This window comes from Thermus sp. FJN-A (assembly GCF_054655095.1).
This window is the reverse complement of the sequence record NZ_BAAHSC010000218.1, coordinates 1-24,491: the sequence shown is the minus strand read 5'-3', so window position 1 is coordinate 24,491 and position 24,491 is coordinate 1. Positions and strand designations below refer to the sequence as shown.

Annotated in this window: 23 protein-coding genes and 1 CRISPR repeat array; of the genes, 13 read left to right on the top strand and 10 right to left on the bottom strand. The window is 69.6% G+C overall.

Going from position 1 to position 24,491, the window contains the following annotated elements:
• Positions 1-85: 85 nt before the first annotated feature.
• The 7 genes from ACYQ0J_RS13305 (at position 86) to groL (ending at position 8,437) form a co-directional block, all read left to right on the top strand.
• Entirely contained in the window at positions 86-1,396 is a 1,311-nt protein-coding gene (locus tag ACYQ0J_RS13305) for a DUF4129 domain-containing protein (protein ID WP_460172588.1), read from the top strand.
• On the top strand, positions 1,366-2,280 hold the full coding sequence (locus ACYQ0J_RS13300; protein WP_460172587.1) for an AAA family ATPase: 915 nt from the start codon (positions 1,366-1,368) through the stop codon (positions 2,278-2,280). The genes ACYQ0J_RS13305 and ACYQ0J_RS13300 overlap by 31 nt, the downstream gene beginning before the upstream one ends.
• Before the next feature lie 4 nt (positions 2,281-2,284).
• Positions 2,285-3,361 carry a DUF58 domain-containing protein gene (locus ACYQ0J_RS13295; protein ID WP_460172586.1) on the top strand — a complete coding sequence of 359 codons (1,077 nt, stop codon included), beginning with the start codon at positions 2,285-2,287 and terminating at the stop codon, positions 3,359-3,361.
• Between the two features lie 4 nt (positions 3,362-3,365).
• Positions 3,366-5,612 carry a GNAT family N-acetyltransferase gene (locus ACYQ0J_RS13290; RefSeq protein WP_460172585.1) on the top strand — a complete coding sequence of 749 codons (2,247 nt, stop codon included), beginning with the start codon at positions 3,366-3,368 and terminating at the stop codon, positions 5,610-5,612.
• Positions 5,590-6,396 (top strand): TrmH family RNA methyltransferase, encoded by an 807-nt coding sequence (locus ACYQ0J_RS13285; RefSeq protein ID WP_460172584.1) that lies wholly within the window; start codon positions 5,590-5,592, stop codon positions 6,394-6,396. Before ACYQ0J_RS13290 ends, ACYQ0J_RS13285 begins: the two co-directional genes overlap by 23 nt.
• 93 nt (positions 6,397-6,489) lie before the next feature.
• The gene (gene groES / locus ACYQ0J_RS13280) at positions 6,490-6,795 is read left to right on the top strand and encodes a co-chaperone GroES (RefSeq protein WP_243027890.1); all 306 of its coding nucleotides are present in this window, start codon (positions 6,490-6,492) and stop codon (positions 6,793-6,795) included.
• Between the two features lie 10 nt (positions 6,796-6,805).
• Complete coding sequence (gene groL, locus ACYQ0J_RS13275) at positions 6,806-8,437, top strand: chaperonin GroEL (RefSeq protein WP_460172583.1); 1,632 nt, start codon at positions 6,806-6,808, stop codon at positions 8,435-8,437.
• Positions 8,438-8,553: 116 nt separating this feature from the next.
• On the opposite strand, the gene dnaE is transcribed toward groL, so the two are convergent.
• Positions 8,554-13,491: a DNA polymerase III subunit alpha gene (gene dnaE, locus ACYQ0J_RS13270; protein WP_460172582.1), complete on the bottom strand. Its 4,938-nt coding sequence runs from the start codon at positions 13,489-13,491 to the stop codon at positions 8,554-8,556.
• Between the two features lie 52 nt (positions 13,492-13,543).
• Between dnaE and ACYQ0J_RS13265 the strand changes: the two genes are divergently transcribed.
• The 3 genes from ACYQ0J_RS13265 to ACYQ0J_RS13255 are packed head-to-tail and all read left to right on the top strand — an operon-like array spanning position 13,544 to position 14,824.
• Positions 13,544-13,846: a type II toxin-antitoxin system prevent-host-death family antitoxin gene (locus ACYQ0J_RS13265; RefSeq protein WP_460172581.1), complete on the top strand. Its 303-nt coding sequence runs from the start codon at positions 13,544-13,546 to the stop codon at positions 13,844-13,846.
• Positions 13,821-14,267, top strand: coding sequence for a type II toxin-antitoxin system VapC family toxin (locus ACYQ0J_RS13260; protein ID WP_460172580.1), 447 nt, complete (start codon positions 13,821-13,823; stop codon positions 14,265-14,267). Before ACYQ0J_RS13265 ends, ACYQ0J_RS13260 begins: the two co-directional genes overlap by 26 nt.
• Positions 14,264-14,824: a 5-formyltetrahydrofolate cyclo-ligase gene (locus tag ACYQ0J_RS13255; RefSeq protein WP_460172579.1), complete on the top strand. Its 561-nt coding sequence runs from the start codon at positions 14,264-14,266 to the stop codon at positions 14,822-14,824. The genes ACYQ0J_RS13260 and ACYQ0J_RS13255 overlap by 4 nt, the downstream gene beginning before the upstream one ends.
• Here ACYQ0J_RS13255 and ACYQ0J_RS13250 read toward each other — a convergent pair.
• The 5 genes from ACYQ0J_RS13250 to dnaX all read right to left on the bottom strand — a co-directional run bounded on the left by ACYQ0J_RS13250 (position 14,821) and on the right by dnaX (position 20,053).
• The gene (locus ACYQ0J_RS13250) at positions 14,821-15,735 is read right to left on the bottom strand and encodes a 2-oxoacid:ferredoxin oxidoreductase subunit beta (RefSeq protein ID WP_460172578.1); all 915 of its coding nucleotides are present in this window, start codon (positions 15,733-15,735) and stop codon (positions 14,821-14,823) included. The genes ACYQ0J_RS13255 and ACYQ0J_RS13250 overlap by 4 nt on opposite strands.
• Before the next feature lies 1 nt (position 15,736).
• On the bottom strand, positions 15,737-17,590 hold the full coding sequence (locus ACYQ0J_RS13245) for a 2-oxoacid:acceptor oxidoreductase subunit alpha (protein ID WP_460172577.1): 1,854 nt from the start codon (positions 17,588-17,590) through the stop codon (positions 15,737-15,739).
• Between the two features lie 88 nt (positions 17,591-17,678).
• The gene (locus tag ACYQ0J_RS13240; RefSeq protein WP_460172576.1) at positions 17,679-18,161 is read right to left on the bottom strand and encodes a phosphohydrolase; all 483 of its coding nucleotides are present in this window, start codon (positions 18,159-18,161) and stop codon (positions 17,679-17,681) included.
• A 4-nt stretch (positions 18,162-18,165) separates the two neighbouring features.
• A complete protein-coding gene (locus tag ACYQ0J_RS13235; RefSeq protein WP_460172575.1) occupies positions 18,166-18,447 on the bottom strand; it encodes a metal-sensitive transcriptional regulator in 282 nt (93 codons plus the stop codon).
• 7 nt (positions 18,448-18,454) lie between these two features.
• Complete coding sequence (dnaX, locus tag ACYQ0J_RS13230; protein ID WP_460172574.1) at positions 18,455-20,053, bottom strand: DNA polymerase III subunit gamma/tau; 1,599 nt, start codon at positions 20,051-20,053, stop codon at positions 18,455-18,457.
• Between the two features lie 17 nt (positions 20,054-20,070).
• Here dnaX and ACYQ0J_RS13225 point away from each other — a divergent pair, with 17 nt between their 5' ends.
• Positions 20,071-20,562: a hypothetical protein gene (locus tag ACYQ0J_RS13225; RefSeq protein WP_460172573.1), complete on the top strand. Its 492-nt coding sequence runs from the start codon at positions 20,071-20,073 to the stop codon at positions 20,560-20,562.
• Positions 20,555-21,301, top strand: a complete 747-nt coding sequence (gene argB, locus ACYQ0J_RS13220; RefSeq protein WP_460172572.1) for an acetylglutamate kinase — start codon at positions 20,555-20,557, stop codon at positions 21,299-21,301. The genes ACYQ0J_RS13225 and argB overlap by 8 nt, the downstream gene beginning before the upstream one ends.
• A 47-nt stretch (positions 21,302-21,348) precedes the next feature.
• Here argB and ACYQ0J_RS13215 read toward each other — a convergent pair whose 3' ends face one another.
• Genes ACYQ0J_RS13215 through ACYQ0J_RS13200 form a run of 4 tightly spaced genes read right to left on the bottom strand, consistent with a single transcriptional unit; the run spans position 21,349 to position 23,216 of the window.
• Entirely contained in the window at positions 21,349-21,819 is a 471-nt protein-coding gene (locus ACYQ0J_RS13215; RefSeq protein ID WP_460172571.1) for an NUDIX hydrolase, read from the bottom strand.
• A 29-nt stretch (positions 21,820-21,848) separates the two neighbouring features.
• Positions 21,849-22,466, bottom strand: coding sequence for a MazG nucleotide pyrophosphohydrolase domain-containing protein (locus ACYQ0J_RS13210; RefSeq protein ID WP_460172570.1), 618 nt, complete (start codon positions 22,464-22,466; stop codon positions 21,849-21,851).
• Positions 22,441-22,884, bottom strand: coding sequence for a hypothetical protein (locus ACYQ0J_RS13205; RefSeq protein ID WP_460172569.1), 444 nt, complete (start codon positions 22,882-22,884; stop codon positions 22,441-22,443). Before ACYQ0J_RS13205 ends, ACYQ0J_RS13210 begins: the two co-directional genes overlap by 26 nt.
• A complete protein-coding gene (locus ACYQ0J_RS13200; protein WP_460172568.1) occupies positions 22,884-23,216 on the bottom strand; it encodes a YbjQ family protein in 333 nt (110 codons plus the stop codon). Before ACYQ0J_RS13200 ends, ACYQ0J_RS13205 begins: the two co-directional genes overlap by 1 nt.
• 129 nt (positions 23,217-23,345) lie before the next feature.
• Positions 23,346-23,983: direct repeats of the CRISPR family, unit length 36 nt; unit sequence GTCGCAATCCCCTTGCGGGGCTAAGTGGTTTGCAAC.
• Between the two features lie 314 nt (positions 23,984-24,297).
• On the opposite strand from ACYQ0J_RS13200, the gene ACYQ0J_RS13195 reads away from it, so the two are divergent.
• Positions 24,298-24,491, top strand: a 194-nt coding sequence (locus tag ACYQ0J_RS13195) for a transposase family protein (RefSeq protein WP_460172548.1), incomplete at its 3' end; no start/stop codon positions are given.

Sequence of the window (24,491 nt, the reverse complement as noted above, 5' to 3'; positions counted from 1 at the left end):
GGGCGCTCCCGCCAACCCGGCCCACCGGAGGCGGTCTGGACGCAAAGGTTTGCCCATTCGGGCCCGTGGGGGCCGGGGTTCGGGGATGCGAGGCGGGTTCTTGGGGATTTCTCCCTTCCTAGGGGCTTTACCCCTCTTCCTTTGCGCCCCTAAGGCCCTCTGGCCCGCCCTGGCCCTGGGGGTGGGGCTCCTCCTCTTGGGAAGGCGGCTATACCCCGGGGCCTTCCTCTGGGGCGCCTTCCTGCCCGGGGCCTGGGGGTTTTGGGCCAAGCCCCTGGCCCTTTGGCTTCCCGACTGGGCCTTCGCCTCGGGGCTTCTCCTCCTCTACGGCCTCTTCCTCTCCTGGGGGCGCTGGGGAAGCCTCTTCCTCCTGCCCCCAGCCCTCTACTTGGGCCCCTTGGGGCTTTTTCTCCTGGGCATCGTCCACGGCGCGGTCCTCCTGGAGGAGGAAAGGAGGCGGAGCGCGGAGCGGGGGGAGGCCTTCCAAGCCCCTCCCCGGGCCCTCCTCCTTCCCCCCCTCCTGGGCCTCGCCCTGGGCGGGCTTGCCTTCCTCCCCCACCCCGCCCCCTTCTTTCCCCTTCCCGCCTGGACGGGGCCCGGCCTGGAGGCCAGGGGGCAAGCCCCGGAGGCTTTGGGGGAAGGGGTGGTCTACGGGAGGCCGGAAGGGGGCCTTTCCCCCTGGGCCCTCTGGGTGGACCGCGCCCTCGCCTACGCCTGGCCCCTGACCCTGGCCCTCCTCCTCCTCGTCCTCCTCTCCCTCCTCGGCCGGGGCGGGCGGTTACCCTACCGGGGAAGCCACCTCCTTCCCGTACTCCTCGCCCTTCTGGCCTTCGGCCTCCTCTTCCTCTACCTGGGGACCCTGGGGGGCGGGGAGGTGGGCGCTTCCCCAGGTGCCCCCTCAAGCCCGGTTCCCCCCGCCCCCGAACCCGGGCCAAGGGAGGTGGTTCCCGGCCCCAGGCGGCTGGCGGAAACTGGCCTCGCCCTCGCCGGGCTTTCCGCCCTCGCCACCCTGGCCCTGCTCCTCGGCCTCGGGCTTTTCCTCTGGCGGGGCCGCCTCCAGGGGAGAGAAGGGGTCCAGGACCCCAGGCCCCGCAAGGAACCAAGGGCCTTCCGAAAGCCCCTTCCCGAGGACCGGGTGCGCCGGGCCTACGCCCTGGCCCTGAGGGCCCTGAAGGGGAAAGGCTTTCCCCACCTTCCCCAGGAAGGCCCCCTGGAGTACCTGGGGCGGCTTTGGGGGCTTTGGCCCGAGGCCGCCCCTTTTCTGGAGGGCCTGACCCGGCTCTACCTCCCCGTGCGCTACGGGGGGAGAACGGGGGAAGGGGCCGCGGAAGAGGCGGAAGCCCACCTAGAGGCTATCTTTAAGCTATGCTCCACCAGCGCGTCCAAAAGGCCCTAGAGGGCCGGGTCCTCCTCCAGGAGGAGACCCTGAAGCTCGCCCTGGCCACCCTCCTTTCCGGGGGGCACCTCCTCCTGGAGGATGTGCCGGGGACGGGGAAGACCACCTTCGCCAAGGCCCTGGCCCGGGTGCTGGGGTTGAGCTATGGCCGCATCCAGATGACCCCGGACCTCCTGCCCCAGGACCTCACGGGGGTCTACCTCTACCGGGAGGGGAGCCTGGTCTGGGAGAAGGGCCCCCTCTTCGCCCAGGTCCTCCTGGTGGACGAGCTCAACCGGGCCACGCCCCGCACCCAGTCGGCCCTCCTCGAGGCCATGGGGGAAGGCCAGGTGACCCTGGAGGGAAAGACCCACCCCCTCCCCGAGCCCTTCTTCGTCCTGGCCACGCAAAACCCCGTGGAGGAGGAGGGGACCTACCCCCTGCCCGTGGCCCAAAGGGACCGCTTCGCCGCCCGGCTCTCCCTGGGCTACCCCGACGAGAAGGCCCTCCTCGAGGCCCTGCGGGAGCAAGACCCCCTGGAGAGCCTGGGGGCGGTCACAGGGGCGGAGGAGATCCTCCTCCTGAGGCGGAGGGTGCGGCGGGTGCGGGTCGCCGAGGAACTCTTAGACTACCTCCTCGCCCTCGCCGCCTGGCTTCGGGCCCGGGAGGAGGTGCGGCTTGGCCCCTCCCCCCGGGCCCTCCTCCAGGTGGAGCGCCTGGCCCAGGCCCTGGCCCACCTGGAGGGGCGGGACTTCCTGGTGCCCGAGGACCTCAAGCGGGCCTTCTGGGCCGCCATCCCCCATAGGCTCCTCCTTAGGCTCGAGGCGGAGCTTGCCGGAGCCACCCCGGATGCCCTGGTGGAGGAGGCCCTTAGGTCGGTGCCCGTCCCCCTGGAGGTGGGCTAGCCCCATGGGCCTCCTCGGGCTTTTGGCCCTCCTCCTCCTCGCCCTCCTCCACCTGGCCCCCCGCCTGGCCCGGGCCGAGGCCCGGGTCCAGGGCTTCCCCCCGGGGTTTCCCGGAAAGGAAGGGGAAGGGAGGGCGGAAGTGAGGCTCCTTAGCCCCCTGCCCGTCCTCTTCCGCCTCGAGGCCCTCCCCTCGGCCCCCCTGGGCCTAGGACCCAGGGCCCTCGCGGGGGTGGCCTGGGGAAGGACCCGCCTCCTCCTCCCCCTCCCCTACCGCTACCGCCGGAGGGGGGAGCACTCCTTACGCCTCTCCCTCCGCCTCACGAGCCCCCTGGGCCTGGGGGAGAGGGTCCTTTCCCTTACGGCGGGAAGCGCCCTCGTCTACCCCGCCCTGAGACCCCTTCCCCCCTCGAGGCCCGCCCCCAGCTACTTCCTGGAGGGGAGCCCCACCCCCACGGGCCTCGCCGACCCCCTGGAGGCCAAGGGCCTCCGGCCCTTCGCCCCCGGGGATACCCCAAGGCTCCTCGCCCGGAAGGCCACCTCCCGCCTGGGCCAGCCCATGGTGCGGGAGGTGGAGAAGACCCTCCTCGGGGGCCTCTTCCTCCACGTTGACACCCAAAGCCTCCACCCGAGCTACCTGGACCACGCGGCAAGCCTCGCCCTCTGGCTCCTCCTGGAGGCGGAAAAGCGGGGGGAACGGTACGGGCTTTCCGCCGGGGAGGTCCTGCCCTTGGGCCGGGGGAAGGCGCACCTGGAAAGGGCCCTAGGGCTCCTTGCCCGCCTAGGCCCCACCCCCCACCCCGCCCTCCCGCCCCCCGCCCCCTGGGGAACCACCTACGTCCTGGTGACCCAAGGGGCGGAGGAGGCCTTCCTCCAGGGGGTCCTAAGGGGGGCGCACCGGGCCCGGGAGGGGCACCTCATCCTCCTGCCCGAGGGCTACTTCCTCTTCCCCGGGGAGAAGGGGAGGCCCGTGCACGGCAGGCCCCCCGGGCTGGAGCGGGCCCTCCGCTCCAGGGCCCTCCTCGCCGCCCACGGGGTGCGGCTTCGGGTGGTGCGGGGGCACGAGGCTTTTGGGGGAAAATAGGGGCATGGGCTACGTGCCCACCCCCACTCCCCAGCACGGCCTCGAGGAGGGCCCCGTCCTCCTCAAGGACGGGCGCACCGCCCTCCTGAGGCGGGCCACGAGGAAGGACCTCCCCCTCTTCGTGGACTTCCTGAGGCGGCTTTCCCCCACCTCCTTGCGCATGCGCTTCTTCTCCCCCATCTCCCCGGAGAAGGCGGCGGAGCTCCTCCTTTCCGCCAAGCCCGAGGAGGAGAAGGTGACCCTGGTGGTCCTGGCGGGGGAACCCCCGAGGATCGTGGCCACGGGGGAGTACGTGCGCCTCAAGGGGGAGGACACCGCGGAGGTGGCCTTCCTGGTGGACGACGCCTTCCAGGGGAAGGGCCTCGGCACCCTGCTTTTGGAAAGGCTCGCCCTCCTCGCCGCCAAGCGGGGGGTGCGCCGCTTCCAGGCCTTCGTCCTGGCGGAGAACAAGCAGATGCTGAGCGTCTTCCAGGAAAGCGGCTTCCAGGTGCGGGCCCACCGGGACGGGGGGGAGGTGGAGGTGGAGTTTGAGATCCTCCTGGAGGAGAAGACGGCGGAGCGCTTTGAGTGGCGGGAGAAGGTCTCCACCATCGCCAGCCTCCACCCCTTCTTCTTCCCCCGGGGGGTGGCGGTGGTGGGGGCGAGCCGCGACCCGGAGAGCGTGGGCTACCGGGTCCTGGAGAACCTCATCTTCGGCCGCTTCCAGGGGCCCGTGTACCCGGTCAACGAGGCCATCGGCCAGGAGGGGGGCACGGTGGGCCCCTTGCTGGCCTACCCCAGCCTGGAGAGCATCCCAGGCCCCGTGGACCTGGCGGTCCTCGCCGTGCCCAAGGAGCGGGTGATGGGGGCCCTGGAGGCCTGTGGGCGGCGGGGGGTGAGGGGGGCCATCGTCCTCACCACGGGCTTCACGGAGAAGGAGGCCCGGGAGCTCGCCGACAAGGCCCGGCGCTTCGGCATGCGCCTCCTGGGCCCCGGCTCCTTGGGCCTGGTGCACACCCACCCCGGGGTCCGCCTGGCGGCGGCCCTCGCCCCCCTGCCCAAGGGGGGCCCTCTCGCCATCTCCAGCCAGTCGGGGACCCTGGGGCGGGCGGTGATGGCCTACGCGGAGAGCATGGGGCTTGGGGTCTCCGCCTTCGCTTCCTTAGGCGCCAAAGCCGACATCTCCTCCAACGACCTCCTGCAGTTCTGGGAGGAGGACGAGCGCACCGGGGTGATCCTCCTCTACCTGGAGAGCTTCGGCAACCCCAGGCGCTTCTCCCGCCTGGCCCGCCGGATCGGCAAGAAGAAGCCCATCCTGGCCGTCCACCCCTCCCGCGACCCCCTGGTGCGGGCCCTCTTCGCCCAGGCGGGGGTGATCCGGGCCAACGACCTGGAGGAGGCCTTTGACGTGGCCCTTCTCCTCGCCTTGGGCCGCCTGCCGGAAAACGGGCGTGTGCGCCTCATCTCCAACGCCTCCGGCCCCTCCAACCTGGCCCTCGAGGCCCTGAAGGAGGGGGGGCTAGCGGTGGAGCACGTGGACCTGGGCTCCACGGCCAAGGTGGAGGACTTCGCCCAGGCCCTGGAGGAAGCCCTGCAGGGGGAGGCGGGAAGCGTCTTTCTCCTCTTCGTCCCCATGGGCTTCGCCACCGAGGAGGATTTCTTGGCCCTGGTGGAAAGGGCGAGCGGAAATAAGCTCATCCTGGCCTGCGCCATGGGGGCGCCCGGCCCCCGGGCCCGGGTGATGGGCCAGGGGGCCTTTTACCGCTTTCCCGAGTCGGCGGCCATCGCCCTAAGCCGGGCCTGGGCCTACAAGGTGTGGCGGGAGGAACCCCTCCTCTTCCCCGACTTCCCCGACCTGGCCCTGGAGGAGGCGCGGAGGCTTCTGGAGGGCAAAAAGGCCCTGTCGCCCGAGGAGGCGGGGGCGCTCCTGAAGGCCTTCGGCCTGCCCTTGGGGGAGGGCCCGGGCCTGGCCCTCAGGCTCACCGCCAGCCCGCACCCCCTCTTCGGCCCCGTCCTCACCCTCTCCCTGCCCACCCCCCTGGGGGACCAGGTCCTGGGGCAAAGGCTTTCCCCCCTCACGGAGAAGGACGCCCGGGAACTCTTTAGGCCCCTGGAGGGGAAGGAAGACCCCGCCCCTTACCGGGATATGGCCCTCCGCCTCTCCCGGCTCCTGGAGGAGCTTCCCCAGGTGGAAGGGGTCACCCTGGAGCTGGCGGGCCCCCGCGTGGCCCGCTTTCAGGTGCGCCTCCATGCGGATCCAAAGCCCCGCTAACCCCAAGGTGAAGGCCCTCGCCGCCCTCAAGGAGCGCAAGGAGCGGGAGCGGACGGGGCTTTTTTTGGTGGAGGGCAGGCGGGAGGTGGCCCGGGCCCTGAAGGCGGGCCTCACCCTGGAAACCCTCCTCCTGGGGCCGAAGGCGGCCCCGGAAGACCGCCTCCTGGCGGGAAGGGCCCCCGTCCTGGAGCTTTCCCAGGAGGCCCTGGAAAGGGTCTCCGTGCGGGAAAACCCCCCTCCCCTCATCGGGGTCTTCCGCATCCCCGAAAGGCGCCTGGAGGGGGTGCGCCTGCCGGAGGCCCCCCTGGTCCTGGTCCTCCTGGGCCTGGAGAAGCCCGGGAACCTGGGGGCCATCCTGCGGAGCGCGGACGCGGCGGGGGCCCATCTGGTGCTGGTGGCCGAAGGGGTGGACCTCTACAGCCCCCAGGTGATCCGGAACTCCACCGGCGTGGTCTTCTCCCTCCCCGTTTACCCCGCCGCCGAGGAAGAGGCCCTGCGCTTTTTGGAAGGAAAGGGGCTTCTCCTGGTGGCCGCTACCCCCAGGGGGGAGAAGACCTACTGGGAAGAGGACTACCGCCGGGGGGTGGCCTTCCTCCTGGGGGCCGAGGACGAGGGGCTGCCCGAGGCCTGGCTAAGGAAGGCCCAGCGCCGGGTGCGGATCCCCATGCGGGGCCAGGCGGACAGCCTCAACGTCTCCGTGGCGGCCGCCCTCCTCCTCTACGAGGCCCTGCGGCAAAGGACGGGGGGGGTAGGACCGCCCCTGGGAAGGGCGATGGGAGGTTAGCTGAGCCCCCCCTTGACAAGGGAAAGGGGGTCAGAAATAATAACCCTCGGTTTGACACTCTCACCCTTTGAGCGTCAAAGGAGGGAGTGGGATATGGCAGCGGAGGTGAAGACCGTGATCAAACCCCTAGGCGACCGGGTGGTGGTGAAGCGGATTGAGGAAGAGCCCAAGACCAAGGGCGGCATCGTGCTGCCCGACACCGCCAAGGAGAAGCCCCAGAAGGGCAAGGTGATCGCGGTGGGCTCGGGCCGCATCTTGGAGAACGGGCAGAAGGTGCCCCTCGAGGTCAAGGAGGGGGACATCGTGGTCTTCGCCAAGTACGGCGGCACCGAGATCGAGATTGATGGCGAGGAGTACGTGATCCTCTCCGAGCGCGACCTGCTCGCGGTTCTGCAGTAGGAGGTAAGCGATGGCGAAGATCCTGGTATTTGACGAGGCGGCTCGCCGGGCGCTGGAGCGCGGCGTGAACGCCGTGGCCGACGCGGTGAAGGTCACCCTTGGCCCCCGGGGCCGGAACGTGGTCCTGGAGAAGAAGTTCGGCTCCCCCACCATCACCAAGGACGGGGTGACCGTGGCCAAGGAGATTGAGCTGGAGAACCACCTGGAGAACATCGGGGCCCAGCTCCTCAAGGAGGTGGCCTCCAAGACCAACGACGTGGCCGGTGACGGGACCACCACCGCCACCGTCCTCGCCCAGGCCATCGTGCGGGAGGGCCTGAAGAACGTGGCCGCCGGGGCCAACCCCCTCGCCCTCAAGCGGGGCATTGAGAAGGCGGTGGAGGCCGCGGTGGAGAAGATCAAGGCCCTGGCCATCCCCGTGGAGGACCGCAAGGCCATCGAGGAGGTGGCCACCATCTCCGCCAACGACCCTGACGTCGGCAAGCTCATCGCCGACGCCATGGAGAAGGTGGGGAAGGAGGGCATAATCACCGTCGAGGAGTCCAAGAGCCTGGAGACCGAGCTGAAGTTCGTGGAGGGGTACCAGTTCGACAAGGGGTACATCTCCCCCTACTTCGTCACCAACCCCGAGGCGATGGAGGCGGTCCTCGAGGACGCCTTCATCCTCATCGTGGAGAAGAAGGTCTCCAACGTCCGCGAACTCCTCCCCATCCTGGAGCAGGTGGCCCAGACTGGCAAGCCCCTCCTCCTCATCGCCGAGGACGTGGAGGGTGAGGCCCTCGCCACCCTGGTGGTGAACAAGCTCCGGGGCACCCTGAACGTGGCCGCGGTGAAGGCCCCCGGCTTCGGCGACCGCCGCAAGGAGATGCTCAAGGACATCGCCGCCGTCACCGGGGGCACGGTCATCTCCGAGGAGCTCGGCTTCAAGCTGGAGAACGCCACCCTTTCCATGCTGGGCCGGGCCGAGCGGGTGCGCATCACCAAGGACGAGACCACCATCGTGGGCGGCAAGGGCAAGAAGGAGGACATCGAGGCCCGGATCAACGGCATCAAGAAGGAGCTGGAGACCACCGACAGCGAGTACGCCAAGGAGAAGCTCCAGGAGCGCCTGGCCAAGCTGGCGGGCGGCGTGGCCGTGATCCGGGTGGGGGCCGCCACCGAGACCGAGCTCAAGGAGAAGAAGCACCGCTTTGAGGACGCCCTTTCCGCCACCCGGGCCGCGGTGGAGGAGGGCATCGTCCCCGGCGGCGGCGTGACCCTCCTCCGGGCCATCGGCGCCGTGGAGGAGCTCATCGCCAAGCTGGAGGGGGACGAGGCCACGGGGGCTAAGATCGTGCGCCGGGCTCTGGAGGAGCCTGCCCGCCAGATCGCCGAGAACGCGGGGTACGAGGGCTCCGTCATCGTGCAGAAGATCCTGGCGGAAACCAAGAACCTCCGCTACGGCTTTGACGCCGCCACCGGCGAGTACCGCGACATGGTGGAGGCGGGCATCGTGGACCCCGCCAAGGTGACCCGCTCCGCCCTGCAGAACGCTGCCTCCATCGGCTCCCTGATCCTCACCACCGAGGCGGTGGTGGCGGAGAAGCCCGAGAAGAAGGAGTCCACGCCCGCGCCCGCTGGCGGCGGGGACATGGACTTCTAGTCCAGGGAAGCCTTGGGGGCAGGGCTTTTAGCCCTGCCCCCAGTTTCTTCCCCAAAAAGGGGCCTGCCAACTTTAGGCTCCGGAAATCCCCACCGGGCCCTCCTGCCAGGGCGGGATTAAAAGGGCACCACCTCCTCCTTGTTCCCGTTCCCCCCATTCCCCTGCAGAAAGACCTCCCGGTCGGGCACCAGGTAGGCCCGGAAGCCCTCGGCCTCCAGGGCCCCCAAGGCCCTTTCCGCCACCCGCACCTCCCGCATGGCGAAGAGGGCCTCCCCAAAGGGCCCCTGCACCCGCAAGTAGAGGGGGAGGGTGCCGGGGTGCTCGTCCAGGAGGCTTTTGAGGAGGGCCACCCCCTTCTCGTCCAAAAGGGCGTGGTCCACCTCCACCTCCAAGGCCTTGGAGGCCTCGGCCACCTCCTCGTGGGTCCAGGCCCCTTGGGCGAGGACCCGGAGGCCCCCCTCCTCCCGCTCCACCTCCGCCAGGACCAGAAGGGGCGTGTCCTCCTTGAGCTTGGGGGAAACCCCCTCGTAGGCCCGGCCGAAGACCACCGCCTCCAGGGCCCCGGTCTCGTCGGAGAGGGTGAAGCGGGCCATCATCCCCCCCGAGCGGGTGGGCTTCCGCACCACCTCCTCCACCATGCCGGCGAGGAGCACCCGGGACCGCGGGGGAAGCCCCCGGACGAACTCGGGAAGCTCCTCCAGGGGGCAGCTCGCCGCCTCCCTCAGGCCGGGGTAACGGAGCACAGGGTGGCCGGAGACGTAGATCCCCAGGGCCTCCTTCTCGTAGCGCAGGCGGGTGATCTCGTCCAGGGGCTCGGCCTCCAAAAGGGGCGGCTCCTCCACTTCGGCAAAGAGGCCCATCATCCCGGACCTGGCCCGCTCCCGGCTCTCCGCCGCCCACTTGAGGAGCCCTTCCAAGGAGGCGAGAAGCCGGGCCCGGTCCCCGAAGGCATCGAAGGCCCCCGCCTTGATGAGGGACTCCAGGGTGCGCTTGTTCACCACCTTCTCGTCCAGGCGCTTGAGGAAGTCCCCCAGGCTCCTAAAGGGCCCGCCCCGCTCCCGCTCCTGCAGGATGGCCTCCGCCGCGGCCTCCCCCACGTTTTTCACCGCCGAGAGCCCAAAGAGGATCTCCTCCCCCACCACCTTGAAGTCAAAGCCCGAGCGGTTGATGTCGGGGGGAAGCACCTCTATGCCCATGGCCCGGGCATCGCGGATGTACTCCGCCACCTTGTCGGAGTCGTGCCGCTCCACGGTGAGGAGGGCGGCCATGAACTCCACGGGGTAGTGGGCCTTCACGTAGGCGGTCTGGTAGGAGAGGAGGCTGTAGGCGGCGGCGTGGGAGTTGTGGACGATGACGTCCTCGGCCACGAAGGTGTGGGTTCCCTCCACGGTGAGGTCGTAGACCTCCTCCTCGCCCAAGGGCTCCACCGCCTCCACCCGGTCCCAGTAGACCTCCGCCTGGGCCAGGCGCAGGAGGGCTAGGCTCCCCGTGAGGGCGGCAAGCCGCCCTAGCGTGGCCCGGGAAAGCCCTCGCCGCCCCCTGCCCGGACGGAGGAGCCCTTCGGCCAAGCCCGCTTCCCGGAGAAGGGCCGCCGCTTGCCCTTGGGCCGCCTCGGCCACCGCCTCCCTCACCTCCCCCAGAAAGGCGAGGGGGAGGACGTCCTTGGTGCTCCGGCCTGCCCTTTCCCAGGAGGCGAGGAGGGCCTCGAGATCCCGCTTCCGCTTGCCCGCGAGGTAGGGGCCCACCGTTTCGGCGAAGCGGCGGGCCGCTTCCAGGCCCCCCAGGAGGTAGACCGCATACCCCTTGTACCCCCCGGAGAAGCGCTTTTCCACCAGGCGGGCCTGGAGGCCGAGGCGCAGGAGGAGGTGCTGCACCCCCCGGGCCAGTTCCAAAGAGGCGGTGGCGTAGTGGATGAGCCTCCCCTCGGGGTCCACCCCGCCGTCCCCGGTCCAAAGCCGCCCCAGCAGGCGGGCCACCTCCTCCGGGGGCAGGCGAAAGGCCTCCTCCGGAAGGCGCTTCGCCCTTGCGTCAAGCCCCAGAAGCCCCATCCGCCTTAAGAAGGCCACCGCGCCCGCCTCTTCCCTCCGGTCCGTGCGGCCCACGTAGACGTGGGCCACCCCCCGGCGCCAGGCTACCCGGGGGCGGGTGTTGGGGAAGGCCTCCAGGGCCTCCTTCATGGCGGCGAGCTCCTCCTCAGAGGAGGTGTACAGGTAGAAGCCGGAGGGATGGCGCAGGTTGCCCTCGGCGAGGGCGAAGCCCAGGAGGTCTAGCTCGTGGCCCTCGAGGTGGAGGGAAGGCCGGTAGGGCAGGTGGCGGGGCAGGGCCACGTAGTCCCCGGGCACCAAGGCCCCCAGGGGCCGCCACCCCTCCGGGGTGTAGACGGGGTGGTTGGCCGTGGCCTCCAAAACCCTGCCCGTGGCGGTGCGGAGGGCGTAGACCTGGGCCTTTCCGCTCGGGAAGGCGGCCACCACGGGCCTCGGCACCAGGCGGAGGTGGGCCTCGTCCAGGGAGACCACCCAGACCCCCTCCACCTCCCCCCGGACGATCTCCCCCACGCGCACCACCCTCCCGGTGCGCCAGTCCACCACCCGGGCCCTTTCGGGCAGGCACTTATTGAAGCCATAGTTGGCGAAGGCCTCCAGCATGTCAAAGAGGCGGTTCGCCTCCTCCTCGGGCACGCCCCTTTCCTTGGCCCCCCGGACGAAGCGCTCCCGGTGCTTCTGCATCTCTTCCAGGCGCTTCTTTCCCATGGCCCTCCGGAGGAGGTCCGCCTCCCCCAGGGAGTACCCCGCCACTTGGGCGGCAATCTGCATGATCTGCTCCTGGTAGACGGGGATGCCGTAGGTCTCGTCCAGGATGGGCCTCAGGTACTTCTCCGCGTGGGGGAACTCGCCGTAGCTCACGGGTTCCAGGCCGTGGTGGCGGCGGATGTAGGTGGGGATGTGCTCCATGGGCCCCGGGCGGTAGAGGGAGACCAGGGCGATGATGTCCTCCACGCGCCGCGGCTTGAGGCCCCGCACCGTGTTGGTCATCCCCCCGGACTCCAGCTGGAAGACCCCCTTGGTCTCCCCCCGGGAGAGGAGGGCGAAGGTCTTGGGGTCGTCCAGGGGAAGCCGGTCGTAGTCCAGCTCCACCCCCTTGGAGTCCTTCACGATCCTCTTGGCCTCGTCCAGGAAGGAGAGGGTGCGGAGGCCCAGGAAGTCCATCTTCAAAAGCCCCAAGGCCTCCACCGCCCCCATGTCGTACTGGGTCACGGCCCGCCCCTCCTGGTCCCGCATGAGGGGGACGAGGTCCGTGAGGGGCTCGGCGGCGATCACCACCCCGGCGGCGTGGACGGAGGCGTGGCGGTTCAGGCCCTCAAGGCGCATGGCCACCTCGAGGACCTCCCGCACCTTGGGGTCCTTCTCCATCTCCGCCCTCAGTTCCGGCACCACCTGGATGGCCTCGGCAAGGGGCTTGGGCTTGCCGAACTGCACCGGGACGAGCTTGGCGAGCTCCTCCGCCTTCTTGTGGGGGATGCCGTAGACCCGGGCCACGTCCTTGAGGGCCGCCTTGGAGGCCAGGCTCCCGAAGGTGCCGATCTGGGCCACCTTGTCCTCCCCGTAGCGCTCCCGCACGTACTGGATCACCCGGTCCCGCTCCCGGTCGGAGAAGTCGGTGTCAATGTCGGGCATGGAGACCCGCTCGGGGTTCAGGAAGCGCTCAAAGAGGAGGCCGAAGCGCAGGGGGTCGATGTTGGTGATGCCCACCGCATAGGCCACCAGGCTCCCGGCGGCGCTTCCCCGCCCCGGCCCCACGGAGATCCCGTTTTGCTTAGCCCAGTTAATGTAGTCCTGCACGATGAGGAAGTAGCCGGGGAAGCCCATGCGCTCGATCACGGAAAGCTCGTAAAGGGCCCGGTGGAGGATGGCCTCCGCCGTCCACTCCTTCACCCCCTCCAGGGGGGGAAGCGCCCTCATGAGCCCCTCCCAGGCCTCCCGCTCCACCTGGGCCAGGGCCTCGGCCAGGGCCGCCCCGTCCCCGTGGGGGGGAAGCTTGCCCAAAAGGCGGAAGACCTCCCGGTAAAAGCCCTCGGTGATGCAGTCCGGGTAGCGGCGGAGGAGGCCTTTCAGGGTGAGCTCCATGAGGTACTGGGCCTCAGTGCGCCCCGGGGGGAGGGGGAAGCGGGGGATGCGGTAGACCATCTTTTCCCCGATGGGAAGCTCCACGTTGCACATGCGGGCGATCTCCACCGTGTTGTCAAAGGGCTCGTCCCCCCACTCCGCCTCGGGAAGGGCCTGGCGCATCTCCTCCGGGGTCTTCACGTAGAACTCGTCGCAGGGGAAACGCCAGCGCTCGGGGTCGTCCAGGATGCTCTTGGACTGGATGGCGAGGAGGACCTCGTGGGCCCGGGCGTCCTCCCTCCTCACGTAGTGGCCGTCGTTGGTGGCCACCATCCCCAGGCCGTACTTGCGGGCGAACTCCTTCAGGACCTCGTTGACCTTTTTCTGCTCGGGAAGCCCGTGGTTTTGGATCTCTATGAAGAAGCGGTCCTTGAAGATGGAGAGGTACTCGTTGAGCCGGGCCTCCGCCAGGTCCAGGCGGTCTTGGAGGATGAACTGGGGGATCTCCGCCCCCAGGCACCCCGAGAGGGCGATGAGGCCCTCCGCGTGCTCGCGCAGGATCTCCCGGTCAATCCGGGGTTTTTCGTAGAAACCCTCTAAATAAGCCCGGCTCGCCAGGCGCACCAGGTTCTGGTAGCCCGTGAAGTCCTTGGCCAGGAGGGTGAGGTGGAAGTAGCCCCCGTCTAAGCCCTTCCCCCGCTTGCGGTCAAAGCGGCTCTCCGCCGCCACGTAGGCCTCGTAGCCCAGGATGGGCTTGATGCCCATGGCGGTGGCCTTCTTGTAGAACTCCACCGCCCCGAAGAGGTTGCCGTGGTCGGTCATGGCCAGGGCGGGGTCCTCGGGGGTCGTCTCCTTGACCCACTTGAGGAGGTCGGAAAGCTTCGCCGCCCCGTCCAGGAGGGAGAACTGGGTGTGCTGGTGGAGGTGGGCGAAGCGGAGTTTGCGGCCCATGCCCTTCAGTTTATTGCGGGAAGGGACCAGGGCAGGTAAACTAATGCATGAAATGATGCATCGCAAGCGCACCCTAAGCGCCACCGAGGCCCGCGTCCACTTCGGCGAGGTGCTGAGGCGGGTGGAGGAAGGGGAGGTGATCGTGGTGGAGGGGCGGGGCAGGCCACGGGCGGTCATCCTCTCCCTGAAGGCCTACGCCCACCTCACCGGGGGGAAGGAGGACCCCTTGGAAGCCGTCCTCTCCCTTAACCGGGCCATCCGCGCCCGCTTGGGCAGGCCCCTCACACCCCCTGAGGAGGTGCTTTCCGCCCTGAGGGAGGAGCGGGACCGTGAGCTGGGTGGTGCTGGACGCTAGCTTCCTCCTCCGCCTGCTCTTGGCAGCAGACCCAAAGGCCGAAGCCGTACGCCTCTACCGGGGCTGGAGGCAGGAAGACCGCCCCCTCGCCGCCCCCACCCTGGCCCTGTATGAGGCGGCCAACGCCCTTTACCGCTACGCCCTCGCCGGGGAGATGACCCTGGCCGAGGCCGAGATCCTCCTGGGGCACCTCCAGAGGCTCGGGATCCGGTTTTTCGCCGAGCCCTGGACCCACACCCGGGCCTTGGAACTGGCCTGGGCCTTGGGCCTAAAGGCCGCCTACGACGCCCACTACCTGGCCCTGGCCGAGGGGTTTCGGGGGGCCTTCTGGACCGCCGACAAAAGGCTGCACCAAAGCGCCCTCGAGGGCCAGGCCCAAGGCCTCCTCCCCGGCGTTTCCCTTCACCTCCTGGAAGCATGACCCTGGGCGAACTTCGGGAAGAGGTCTGGAACACCCTGGCCCGCTACGACCTCGCCCTCCACCCCACGCCCCCCCACGGCCACCACCCCAACTTCCTGGGGGCAAGGCGGGCGGCGGAAAAACTCCTCAAGACCCCGGAGTTCCAGGGGGCCCGCCTCATCCTGGCGGGGCTGGACGCGGTGCTAAAGCCCCTCAGGGAGGAGGCCCTGCGGCAGGGGAAGGCCCTCCTCCTCCCCCACCCCGACCGCCCGGGGGAGTTCCTCCTCCTCAAGGACGTGGACCCGAGGCGGCTCAGGCGGGTGCGGGAGGCCTACCGCTTCGGGGTCCGGGTGCCCTTGGAGGGCCAGGCCATTGACCTGGTCCTCATCGGGGCCGTGGCCGTGGACGAGGAGGGGGGGTGGGTGGGCAAGGGCTACGGCTTCCCCCAGGGCTGGCTCCGGGTAGAGGCCCCCTTCGCCACCCTGGCCCACCCGGTGATGGTCTACCCCCGCCTCCCCGTGGAGCCGGAAAGGCGGGTGGACCTGATCGCCACCCCTCAAAGGCTGGTCCGGCCTTAGAGGGCGAACTCCTTCAGGAGCCCCTCGAGGTCCAAGGCCTCCCCTTGCCCCAAGGCGGGGTACACCTCGGGGTAGCGGGGGAGGTAGGCCTTAAGCCGCTCCTCAAAGGTGGGCACCTCCGCCTTCCAGAAAACCCCCACGGGGATCCTCTCCCCCCACTCCGCCGCCTTCTCCTGGAACTTCGCCATCTTCTGGTCCAAGGCCTCCGGGGAAATCCCCTCGGGAACATGGGGGTCATAGCCCTCGTCCTGGAGCTTGTAGAGGCGGGGGGCGAACCACTCCTTGGTGTGCAGGTCGTTGTAGGTGGGGCAGGGCTGGAGCACGTGGAGGAAGGCCAGGCCCCGGTGCTGGATCCCCTCCTTGATGAGCTCCTTCAGGCCCTTCACGTCGTAGGCGTAGCCCCGGGCGATCCAGGTGTAGCCGGAGGCGAAGGCCAGGAGGAGGGGGTTGATGCGCCCCTGGGGGTTGGGCTTGGGCAGGCTCTTGGTCTTCTCCCCCAGGCCCAAGGTGGGCCCCGCCTGCCCCTTGGTGAGGCCGTAGACCTCGTTGTCGTAGAGGATGTAGAGCATGTCCACGTTCCGGCGGCCCGCGGCCACGAAGTGCCCGGCCCCGATGCCCAGGCCGTCCCCGTCCCCGCCCACCGCCACCACCGTGAGGTGGGGGTTGGCGAGCTTGGCCCCTTGGGCGGTGGGGAGCACCCGCCCGTGGAGGGTGTGGACCCCGTAGACGTTCAGGTAGTGGGGGGTCTTGGCCGAGCAGCCGATGCCCGAGAAGACCGCGGTTTGGCTGGGGTCTTTTTTCAGCTCGAAGAGGGCCATCTGCAGGGCGGAGAGGATCCCGTAGTCCCCGCAGCCCGGGCACCAGTCCGGTTGCTTCTCCGCCTTGTAATCGGCAAGTTTCAGCTCCAGCATCCTAGACTCCTTTCCGCAAGACCAGGCGCTCCGGCGCCTCCGCCCTGAGCACCTGCCTCAAGGCCCCCACCGCCTCGTCCAGGGTGATGGGGCGGCCGTTGTACTTCACCACCCGGTGGTGAACCCGCTTCAGGGTCTCCTGCTGCACCAGGTCCGCCAGCTGCCCCGAGTAGTTGTGCTCCACGGTGACCAGCCGCTTCCCCTCCAGGAGGTGGCCGATCTCGGGGAAGGGCCAGAGGAGGCGGAGGTGGAGGTAGCCCACCCCTTCCAGGTGGTCCAGGGCCTCGAGGAGGGTGCCCTTCACCGTGCCGAAGCCCAACACCAGGACCTCCCCGTCCCGGTAGAGGGTGTACTGGTCGGCAAGGGGGATCTCCTTCCGGGCGGTGAGGAGCTTCTGCATGCGCTTTTCCATCTGGTACTCCCGGAGGGCGGGGTCCTCGGTGATGTGGCCCACAAGGTCGTGCTCGTCCGAGGTCATCCAGTAAAAGCCCCCGGGGGTGCCGAGGGGAACGAAGGGGGAGATGCCGTCCTCGGAAGGGGCGTAGCGCTCGTAGGGGCCAAAGCCCTCGCCCCGGGGCAGGGCCCGCTTCTCCCCGTCCAGCCGGAGCACCTCTAGGGCCTCCTTGGGCAGGCTCTGGGCCATGGAGGCCAGGAACTTATCCAAAAGGTGGACCACCACCGTCTGGTAGCGCCAGGCCCAGGCCAAGGCCTTCTGGGCATCCAAAAAGGCGTCCTGGATGTCCCCGGAGGCCAGGACGAGCCTCGGGTACTCCCCGTGCCCGCCCCTTAGGGCGAACATCAGGTCCCCCTGCTCCGTGCGGGTGGGCAGGCCCGTGGAGGGCCCCCCTCGCTGGTAGAGGGTCACCACCAAGGGCGCCTCGATCATCCCGGCGAACCCCAGCCCCTCGGCCATGAGGCTGAAGCCGGGGCCGCTGGTGGCGGTGGCGGCCTTGGCCCCCGTGAGGGCGGCGCCCACGGCCATGGTCACCGCGGCGATCTCGTCCTCAGTCTGGACCACGGCCACGTCCGCCCCCTGGAAGGCGGTGTGGGCCTCCAGGTAGACGCTCTCGTCCGTGGCCGGGCTGATGGGGTAGTAGGTCTGAAAGCGGAGGCCCCCGGCCAGCTTGCCCAGGGCGGCCGCCTGGGCCCCGGTGAGGTAGACCCGGCCGGGCTCGTACCCGTTCAGCCTGAGCTGGAAGGAGAGGCGGGGCACCTCCTCCTTGTAGACGGCCTCGGCCACCTTCTGGTTCAGCTCCAGCACCTTGCCCCTAAACTGGAGGGCCAGGGCCTCGAGGAGAGGCTCTAAGGGAAAACCCAAAAGGTGCAGGCTCGCGGCCACGGCGATGGTGTTCAGGGTGCGCCGGGCCTGCAGGGAAGGCACCCCGAGCTCCGCCCCGATCCGGTCCGCCACCTCCTCAAAGGGGTAGGGCAGGGGCTGGACCCCAGCCTCCACGTGGGCCTGGAGAATCTCCTTCAGGCCGGGGTCGGCCTTGCCGAAGCGCTGGGAGAGGGCGTCCGCCACCCGGTGGTCCAGCATGGGGAGCTTGTGCAGGGTGAGGTCCAAGACCCGGGGGTCGTAGAGGAGCACCCCCCCCTCCCGCACCTCCCCTAAGTGGCGGGCCAGGGTCTCCCCGTCCAGGGCCACCAGGAAGTCCACCTGCTCTCGGAAGGCCAGCACGGGTTTTCGCCCTAGCCGCACGTCCAGGTAGGAGTGCCGCCCCATGATGTTGGAGTGGTACTCCCGCTTGGTGGCCACCCACCAGCCCCCCTTGCCCACCGCCCGGGCGAAGAGGGTGGCCGCCGTCTCTATGCCGCCCCCTTGGGGGCCGCCGACTCGCCAGGTGAACTCGTCCATAAGGCCTCCTCCGTTCTCCGATACCCTACTCCTAATGGGCCGGGGTTGACTAGGGGCATTTACCCCCTTGCCTCCAGGACAGGCCCCGTTATTCCTCCTGGTCGGCCTGGTGGAGCCGCCTCCCCCAGGGGCTTCGGGGGGCGTGGTGCTCCAGGACCAGGGCCCGCACCTCGGGGTCCTGGATCCCTGCCGCCCCGTAGAGGGGATGGTGCCGGCGCACCTGAAAAGCCCCGAGGAGCCCCCGCCGCAAGGGGTAGGGAGGTACGGGAGGGGCGTAGAGGCCGGTGAGCACCCGCTCCAGGAGGCGGTAAGGCCTTAAGGCCTTGCCCGCGTCGTGGAGAAGGGCCGCCCGGACCACGAAGGCCGGGGCGCTGGGGTGGTCCCTAAGGAGCCCTTTGGCTACCCGCACCGCATGGGCCCGGTCCCGGGGGTCCATGGCCAGGTAAAGGGCCCTTTCCTCCCCCTGGAGAAAGGCCAGGGCGAAAGCATCGTCCGGCGCCTCCCCCTTGGGGGAAAGGGCGCGGAGGAGGCGGAGCCATCGCTTCCTTAGCTTCCGGCCGAAACCCCTCAAGCCCCTAGACGAACTTCTTCAGCATGGTGGCGATCTCCTCGGGCTTCTTGGGGTCCACCTTGCCCTCGGAGACCTCCGCGGCGCAAACGTTCAGGAACTCGTGCAGGATCAGGGTGGCCGCCGCCTCCATGGCCTTCTTGGTGGCGGTCATCTGGGTGAGGACCTCGTCGCAGGGACGGCCCTCGGCCACCATCTTCTGCAAGCCCCGCACCTGCCCCTCTATGCGCCGTAGCCGCTTCAGGATGTTCTCCACGGTCTCTTGCCCGAGCTCGGTGGTCTTGGTCATGGGGGCATTATATACCAGTACCCCCTATCTCGTCTTCGCTCACGGGTTCCTCCACCTCCTGGGCCTTAGGCCCACGCACCCAGAGGAGCTTGGCCCCGAGGAGGCGGGCGATCTGGGCCAGGCGCTGGCCGGGATCACCCTCCCCCGGTTCCCCCCCTGGGGGCGGGTCTTGCGGAACGTCCTCCTCCGGGGGAGGGACCGGCCTGGGTGGGGGCGGAGAGGGTCCCTTCGGGACGGCCTTGGCCCCCCCTGGGGCCTCGGCCGGGCTAGGGACCGGCGTTTTTTTTTCCAGGACGAAGGCCAGCCCCTCCACCCCGAAGTGGGCCTGGGCCAGGGGGAGAAGGGAGGCCCTTTGCTCTTCGGCCTTCTTGTGGTGGAAGGCCTTGTCCTCGGGAAAGCGGAGGACCAGGGTGGTGCCCTCCAGGTGAGGCCTCGCCTCCCGCACGAAGGCCCTGAGGGTGGGCTTAAGGGCCTCCAGGAAGGCCCGCCACGGCCCGGAGAGGTCGGCCTGGGCCTGGGGGGCCTCCGGGGCCTTGGGGGCTTCGGACGGGGGGGGTGCGGGCTCCTGGTCCCTGGCCGGGGAGGCCGGGGGAGCAAGGGCCCGCAGGAGGGCCACCTCCAGGGAAAGGAGGTCCGAGCGCTTGGAGAGGCGCTCCAGGGCCTCATCCAGGTCCCCCAGGGCGGCGAGGAGGGCCTCGGGCGAAGCGGGAAGGGGCCTCCCCCCAAGGCCGTAGGCGGCGTGGAGGGCTTCCCGCAGCACCTCCATGAGCCCCCCCACCAGGCTCCTGGGGGCAAAGCCCTCCCCGTAGAGCCGCCTCGCCTCCTCCAGGGCCTCCTGGCTGCGGCCTCGGAGGAGGTTTTCCGCCAGGCGGCGGAGGGCCTCCCTGGGGGGAAGGCCCAGGGAGGCTTCCACCGCCTCCCGGGTCAGGGGGCCTTCCAGGAGCAGGAGGCGGTCCAGGAGGCTTTCCGCGTCCCGCATGGCCCCGTCCGCCAGGCGGGCCACGAGGAGGAGGGCCTCCTCCTCGGCCTCCCGGCCCATCCCCTCCAGGATGCGCCGGAGCTTAGAGGCGATCTCCTCCTCCCTGAGGCGGCGGAAGCGGAAGTGCTGGGTGCGGGAGAGGATGGTGGGGGGCATCCTCTCGGGCTCCGTGGTGGCGAAGACGAAGAGGACGTGGGGCGGGGGCTCCTCCAGGGTCTTGAGGAGGGCGTTGAAGGCGCTTTTGGAGAGCATGTGGGCCTCGTCCAGGATGAAGACCTTCTTGGGGGCGGCGAGGGGGGCGAGGTGGAGCCTCTCCTTTAGCTCCCGCACGTCCTCCACGGAGTTGTTGCTGGCGGCGTCAATCTCCACCACGTCGGGGTGGGCTCCCCGCTGCACCGCCTGGCAGTGGGGGCAGGCCCCGCAGGGGGGGCTTTCCCCCTGGCACCCCACCGCCATGGCGAGGAGCCTCGCCGTGGTGGTCTTGCCCACCCCCCTGGGCCCGGAGAAGAGGTAGGCCTGGGCCAGCCTCCCCTCCCGGATGGCCCTCTGCAGGGGCTCCTTCACGTGCTCCTGGCCCACCACCTCCTGGAAGGTGAGGGGGCGCACGCGGCGGTAGAGGGCGCTCACAGAGGCTAGTATAGGGCTTGGTGCGGAGCTTTCTCTCCTTCCACGTGGAGGCCCCCCTGGAGGGGGTGGCCGCCTGGGCCGAGGGGCGCACGGGGGGGGCCGGGGTCTACCTGGTGCCCGACCCCCCGTGGACGAGCCTCTACCACGAGGACCTCGAGGCGGCGGAGGACCCGGAGGCCATCCGGGCCTTTACCCTGGAGCTTTCCCGCCTGGGCCGGGCCCTGGCCTTTCTGGTGCTGGCCGAGGAGGACCTCCTCTTCCTCCTGGCGGAAGGGGGCGCGAAGAAGGCGGAACTCCGAAGGGGCCCGGAGCTTGGGGAAGCCCTCCAGGCCCCCCCGGACCTCCTTCCCCTTCTAGAAAGGGCCTCCGCCATGCCTCCCCTAAGCGCGGTGCAGGCCCTGGCGGCCCACTTCGGCCTCCACCCCGACCACGCCCTTCTGGGCTTCCTGGACCTCCTGGAGGCCGAGGAGGAAGGGGCCTTGCCCGAGGAGGTGGTCTACCTTGCGTGAAGCCCTCTTGGTGAAGGTGGGGGGAAGCCTGAGGGGGGCCGAGGCCCTTTTGGACGAGCTCGCCCAGTACCCCGGTCCCCTGGCCCTGGTGCACGGGGGTGGCCCCGAGATCGGGGCCTGGCTAAAGCGCCTGGGGTACGAGAGCCGCTTCGTGGGGGGGCTTAGGGTGACGCCCCCGGAGCAGCTTGAGGTGGTGGAGATGGCCCTTTACCTCACGGGAAAGCGCCTGGCGGAGGGGCTATCCCGCAGGGGGAGGAAGGCAGTGGCCCTCTCGGGCCGGGACGCCCTTTGCCTCGAGGGGCGGGCCCTCCCGGGGCTTGGCCGGGTGGGCGAGGTGGTGGGGGTGGGGGTACGGGTCTTGCTGGACCTCCTGGAGAAGGGCTACACCCCCCTTCTCGCCCCCATCGCCCTGGACGCGGAGGGCCCCCTCAACGTAAACGCGGACACCGCCGCCGGGGCCGTGGCCGGGGCCTTGGGCTGGCCTGCGGTCTTCCTCACGGACGTGGAGGGGGTCTACCGGGACCCCAAGGACCCGCAAAGCCGCCTCCCCCACCTCACCCCGGAGGGGGTGGAGGCCCTAAAGGAGGAGGGCGTGATCCAGGGGGGCATGATCCCCAAGGTGGAGGCGGCCCTCTCCGCCCTCCGGGCGGGCGCCCCCTGGGCCGCCATCGCCAAGGGGGAAAGGGGGGTTCTCGCCCGGGTGCTCGCCGGGGAGGCGGGAACCCGCTTCACCCTCTGAATAGGTCCAGGAAGGCCCGCATAAAGGTCGGGAGGAACTCCCGCTCGTCAAAGGGGTCCGCCAGGAGAATCCCGATGCGCTCCACGCCACACCTCCAGAAACTCCCTCAGGATATTCCCCGTGACCCCCCAGATGTCCACCCCGCGCCAGGGGAAGTGCCACACGGTGCGGCCCAGGCGCACCTCCTTCCAGGGTTCCACCCCGAGGAGCTCCCCTAAGGGGGCGAGGAGGACCTCGGCCACCTCCTGGGGGTTGGGCTTTAGGGGGGGAAGGTCCCCCCGGTAGACCACCACGGGCTGCACCAGGAAGCCCTGGGGGGAGTAGGCGGGGGAGAGGAAGCCCAAGGGCTCCACCCCCACCAGGCCCACCTCCTCCTCAGCCTCCCTCAAGGCCGCCTCCACCACGCTCTCCCCCGGCTCCACCACCCCCCCGGGGAAGCTCACCTGGCCCGCGTGGGTGGGGAGGTGGGGGCTTCTTCGGGTGAAGAGGAGGTGCGCCCCCAGGAGGGGAACGGCCACCGCCGCCAGGCGGAACCCCTGGGGAAGGGTCAGCCCTGGCGGCAGGCCCTGAGGGAGCGCCGCCTTAAGGCGCTCTCGGGGTCCTGGCCCCTCTTGGCGAAAAGCCCCACCAGGTGCCAAAGCGCCTCCTCCAGGTCGCCCGCTTCCAGGGCCTTCCTCAGGCCCTCCTCGCTTCCCGGGTCTATCCCCTTCCTCTGGAGCTCGTAGGCCCGAAGCAGGGTGGGAAGCCCCTTAGGCAGGCCGCAGGGGTCCTCCCTCTTGCCCTCCTGGGCCTTGAGGTCCTCCCAGCGGGCCTTCACCTCCTCGGGGGTCCTGGCGGTGGCCTCCCCGGTCACGCCCAAGCGGGCCTTGAAGACGTGGGGGTGGCGGCGGACGAGCTTCTCCACGATGGCGCGCTCCACGTCCCCGTAGGTGAAGCGCCCCTCCTCCTCGGCGATGACGCTGTGGAAGGCCACCTGCAGGAGCACGTCCCCGAGCTCCTCGGCCATGGCCCTGGGGTCCCCTTGGAGGAGGGCATCCGCCGCCTCGCTCGCCTCCTCCAGGAGGTAGGGGACGAGGCTTTCGTGGGTCTGGGCCCGGTCCCAGGGGCACCCCCCCGGTCCCCTCAGGCGGCGCATCACCTCAAGCAGGCGTTCCATGCCCCCCATTCTCCTTCAGGAGGAGGCCCCCCGCCAGGGAGAGGCCCACCAGGAGGAGGGAGAGGGGGTCAAGGGGGGCCCGCTCCAGCACCAGGCCCCCGGGCCCGGGGGCGGGCAGGCCCGTGGTGCGGGTGAGGAGGAAGAGGACAAAAAGCGTCCCCACCAGGTACCGCCCTCCCCGGAGCCACCCCGGGCCCAGGGGCACCTCGAGGAGGGGAAGGAGGAGGAGGGAGAGGCCATAGCCCAGCTGCAGGGCCAAGAGGACCATGAAGAGGAGGCCGTACCAGAAGCCCGGGGTCTTCAGGGCCAGGGCGGGGTCTTGTGCCCGGAATACCTCCCCGCAAAGCCCTCCGCCCAAGGGGGTGTCCCCCAGGCCCAGAAGCTGGAGGAAGAAGGGGAGGATGAGGAAGAAGGCGGCGAGGCGCACTACCCCTCTCGGACGGGCTCCAGCCGCACCGCCGTCCCGTAGGCCAGGATCTCCGCCGCCCCCTGCGTGACGCTCACCGTGGCGTAGCGCACGCCTAAGACGGCGTGGGCCCCGAGCCTCCTCGCCTCCTCCAGCATCCGGGCCTCCGCCTCCGCCCGGGCCTCCTGGAGCATCTCCGTGTACTCGCGAAGCTCCCCGCCCACCAGGTTCCGGAGGCTCGCCAAGAGGTCCCTGCCCAGGTGCTTGGCGCGCACGGTGCTCCCCTTCACCACGCCCAGGACCTGGACGCGGTAGCCGGGAAGGGCCTCGAGGGTGGACACCAGGATCTCCATGGCCCCATGTTACCCAAGCCCCCACCGGCCCCGGGCCTGGCCGCCACGCGGCGGGGAGCCCAAGGGGGGCCGCGGGACGGGGAAGCCCGGCCCCAAGCGCCCATCCCCCTCACCGGGCGGGCGCATGGGGTCGCAATCCCCTTGCGGGGCTAAGTGGTTTGCAACCAGGTTGGCAAGGGGTACGAGCTAGTCCTGCAGAATGGAGAGTCGCAATCCCCTTGCGGGGCTAAGTGGTTTGCAACTGTGTTATAGCGTATCGAAAGGTGCTCTCGCAATTACTCTGGTCGCAATCCCCTTGCGGGGCTAAGTGGTTTGCAACAGGTGGCGGGAGGAAGGGGAGCCCCTGGCGCGGGCGGCCCTGTCGCAATCCCCTTGCGGGGCTAAGTGGTTTGCAACCGTATGGCGGTGCGGCAGGCGCATCTCCCAAACCAAGAGTCGCAATCCCCTTGCGGGGCTAAGTGGTTTGCAACACGCGGTCACCAACCCGGTACCCGCCTCAGGGGGGCAGAGTCGCAATCCCCTTGCGGGGCTAAGTGGTTTGCAACTTACAAGTACGGGCGGGATATCGCCGAAGGGGGGGGCTCCAGTCGCAATCCCCTTGCGGGGCTAAGTGGTTTGCAACCCTGCGGAATGCGGTACTGTCTACCGACACGGTAGGCTGTCGCAATCCCCTTGCGGGGCTAAGTGGTTTGCAACCAGGGTCCGGCGGTAGACCCGCGCCACCACCCGGTGTCGCAATCCCCTTGCGGGGCTAAGTGGTTTGCAACTGTACCCCCCTAAGAACCTCGTCCTGGAGAGGCCTCCCGGAGGGGGGGGTTTGTGAGAAAGATGAAGCTTGGAATATGCACACGGCGAATAACGGGGGTTTTGAGGGGTTTAGGCCGATGGAAAGCCACAGGAGAAAGGGGCGATGAGAAGGTAAAAACGCATATTCGCCTTCCCCAAGGGAAAAACTGGCTTTCAAGATCCCCGTCCGGGTGCCCGGACGAGGGCATTATACCACTTCACTGCAACGGTGCACCGGGTCTATTTTGGGCCAAGCAGACTTGACCGATATGTATCCCCCGGGTATACAAAGGGCATGACCTTGCGCGAAGCCTTGTCCCAAGTCCCCGACCCTAGGGCCCGCAACCGGCGATACCCCCTGTGGGGCCTCTTGGCCCTCATCCTGGTGGCCTTCCTCAGCCGCGTGGACTCCCTGCGCGGCGTGGAACGCTTCGCCCGCGCTCACCCCCACCTCCTCCCCCACCTGGGCCTGCGCAAGCCCCCAGGCCA

Bases quoted from the DNA above. Each gene is read 5' to 3' on its own strand.
- ACYQ0J_RS13305 (WP_460172588.1), top strand. From the start codon at position 86: ATGCGAGGCGGGTTCTTGGGGATTTCTCCCTTCCTAGGGGCTTTACCC.
- ACYQ0J_RS13300 (WP_460172587.1), top strand. From the start codon at position 1,366: ATGCTCCACCAGCGCGTCCAAAAGGCCCTAGAGGGCCGGGTCCTCCTC.
- ACYQ0J_RS13295 (WP_460172586.1), top strand. From the start codon at position 2,285: ATGGGCCTCCTCGGGCTTTTGGCCCTCCTCCTCCTCGCCCTCCTCCAC.
- ACYQ0J_RS13290 (WP_460172585.1), top strand. From the start codon at position 3,366: ATGGGCTACGTGCCCACCCCCACTCCCCAGCACGGCCTCGAGGAGGGC.
- ACYQ0J_RS13285 (WP_460172584.1), top strand. From the start codon at position 5,590: ATGCGGATCCAAAGCCCCGCTAACCCCAAGGTGAAGGCCCTCGCCGCC.
- groES (WP_243027890.1), top strand. From the start codon at position 6,490: ATGGCAGCGGAGGTGAAGACCGTGATCAAACCCCTAGGCGACCGGGTG.
- groL (WP_460172583.1), top strand. From the start codon at position 6,806: ATGGCGAAGATCCTGGTATTTGACGAGGCGGCTCGCCGGGCGCTGGAG.
- dnaE (WP_460172582.1), bottom strand. From the start codon at position 13,491: ATGGGCCGCAAACTCCGCTTCGCCCACCTCCACCAGCACACCCAGTTC.
- ACYQ0J_RS13265 (WP_460172581.1), top strand. From the start codon at position 13,544: ATGATGCATCGCAAGCGCACCCTAAGCGCCACCGAGGCCCGCGTCCAC.
- ACYQ0J_RS13255 (WP_460172579.1), top strand. From the start codon at position 14,264: ATGACCCTGGGCGAACTTCGGGAAGAGGTCTGGAACACCCTGGCCCGC.
- ACYQ0J_RS13250 (WP_460172578.1), bottom strand. From the start codon at position 15,735: ATGCTGGAGCTGAAACTTGCCGATTACAAGGCGGAGAAGCAACCGGAC.
- ACYQ0J_RS13245 (WP_460172577.1), bottom strand. From the start codon at position 17,590: ATGGACGAGTTCACCTGGCGAGTCGGCGGCCCCCAAGGGGGCGGCATA.
- ACYQ0J_RS13235 (WP_460172575.1), bottom strand. From the start codon at position 18,447: ATGACCAAGACCACCGAGCTCGGGCAAGAGACCGTGGAGAACATCCTG.
- ACYQ0J_RS13210 (WP_460172570.1), bottom strand. From the start codon at position 22,466: ATGGGGGGCATGGAACGCCTGCTTGAGGTGATGCGCCGCCTGAGGGGA.
- ACYQ0J_RS13200 (WP_460172568.1), bottom strand. From the start codon at position 23,216: ATGGAGATCCTGGTGTCCACCCTCGAGGCCCTTCCCGGCTACCGCGTC.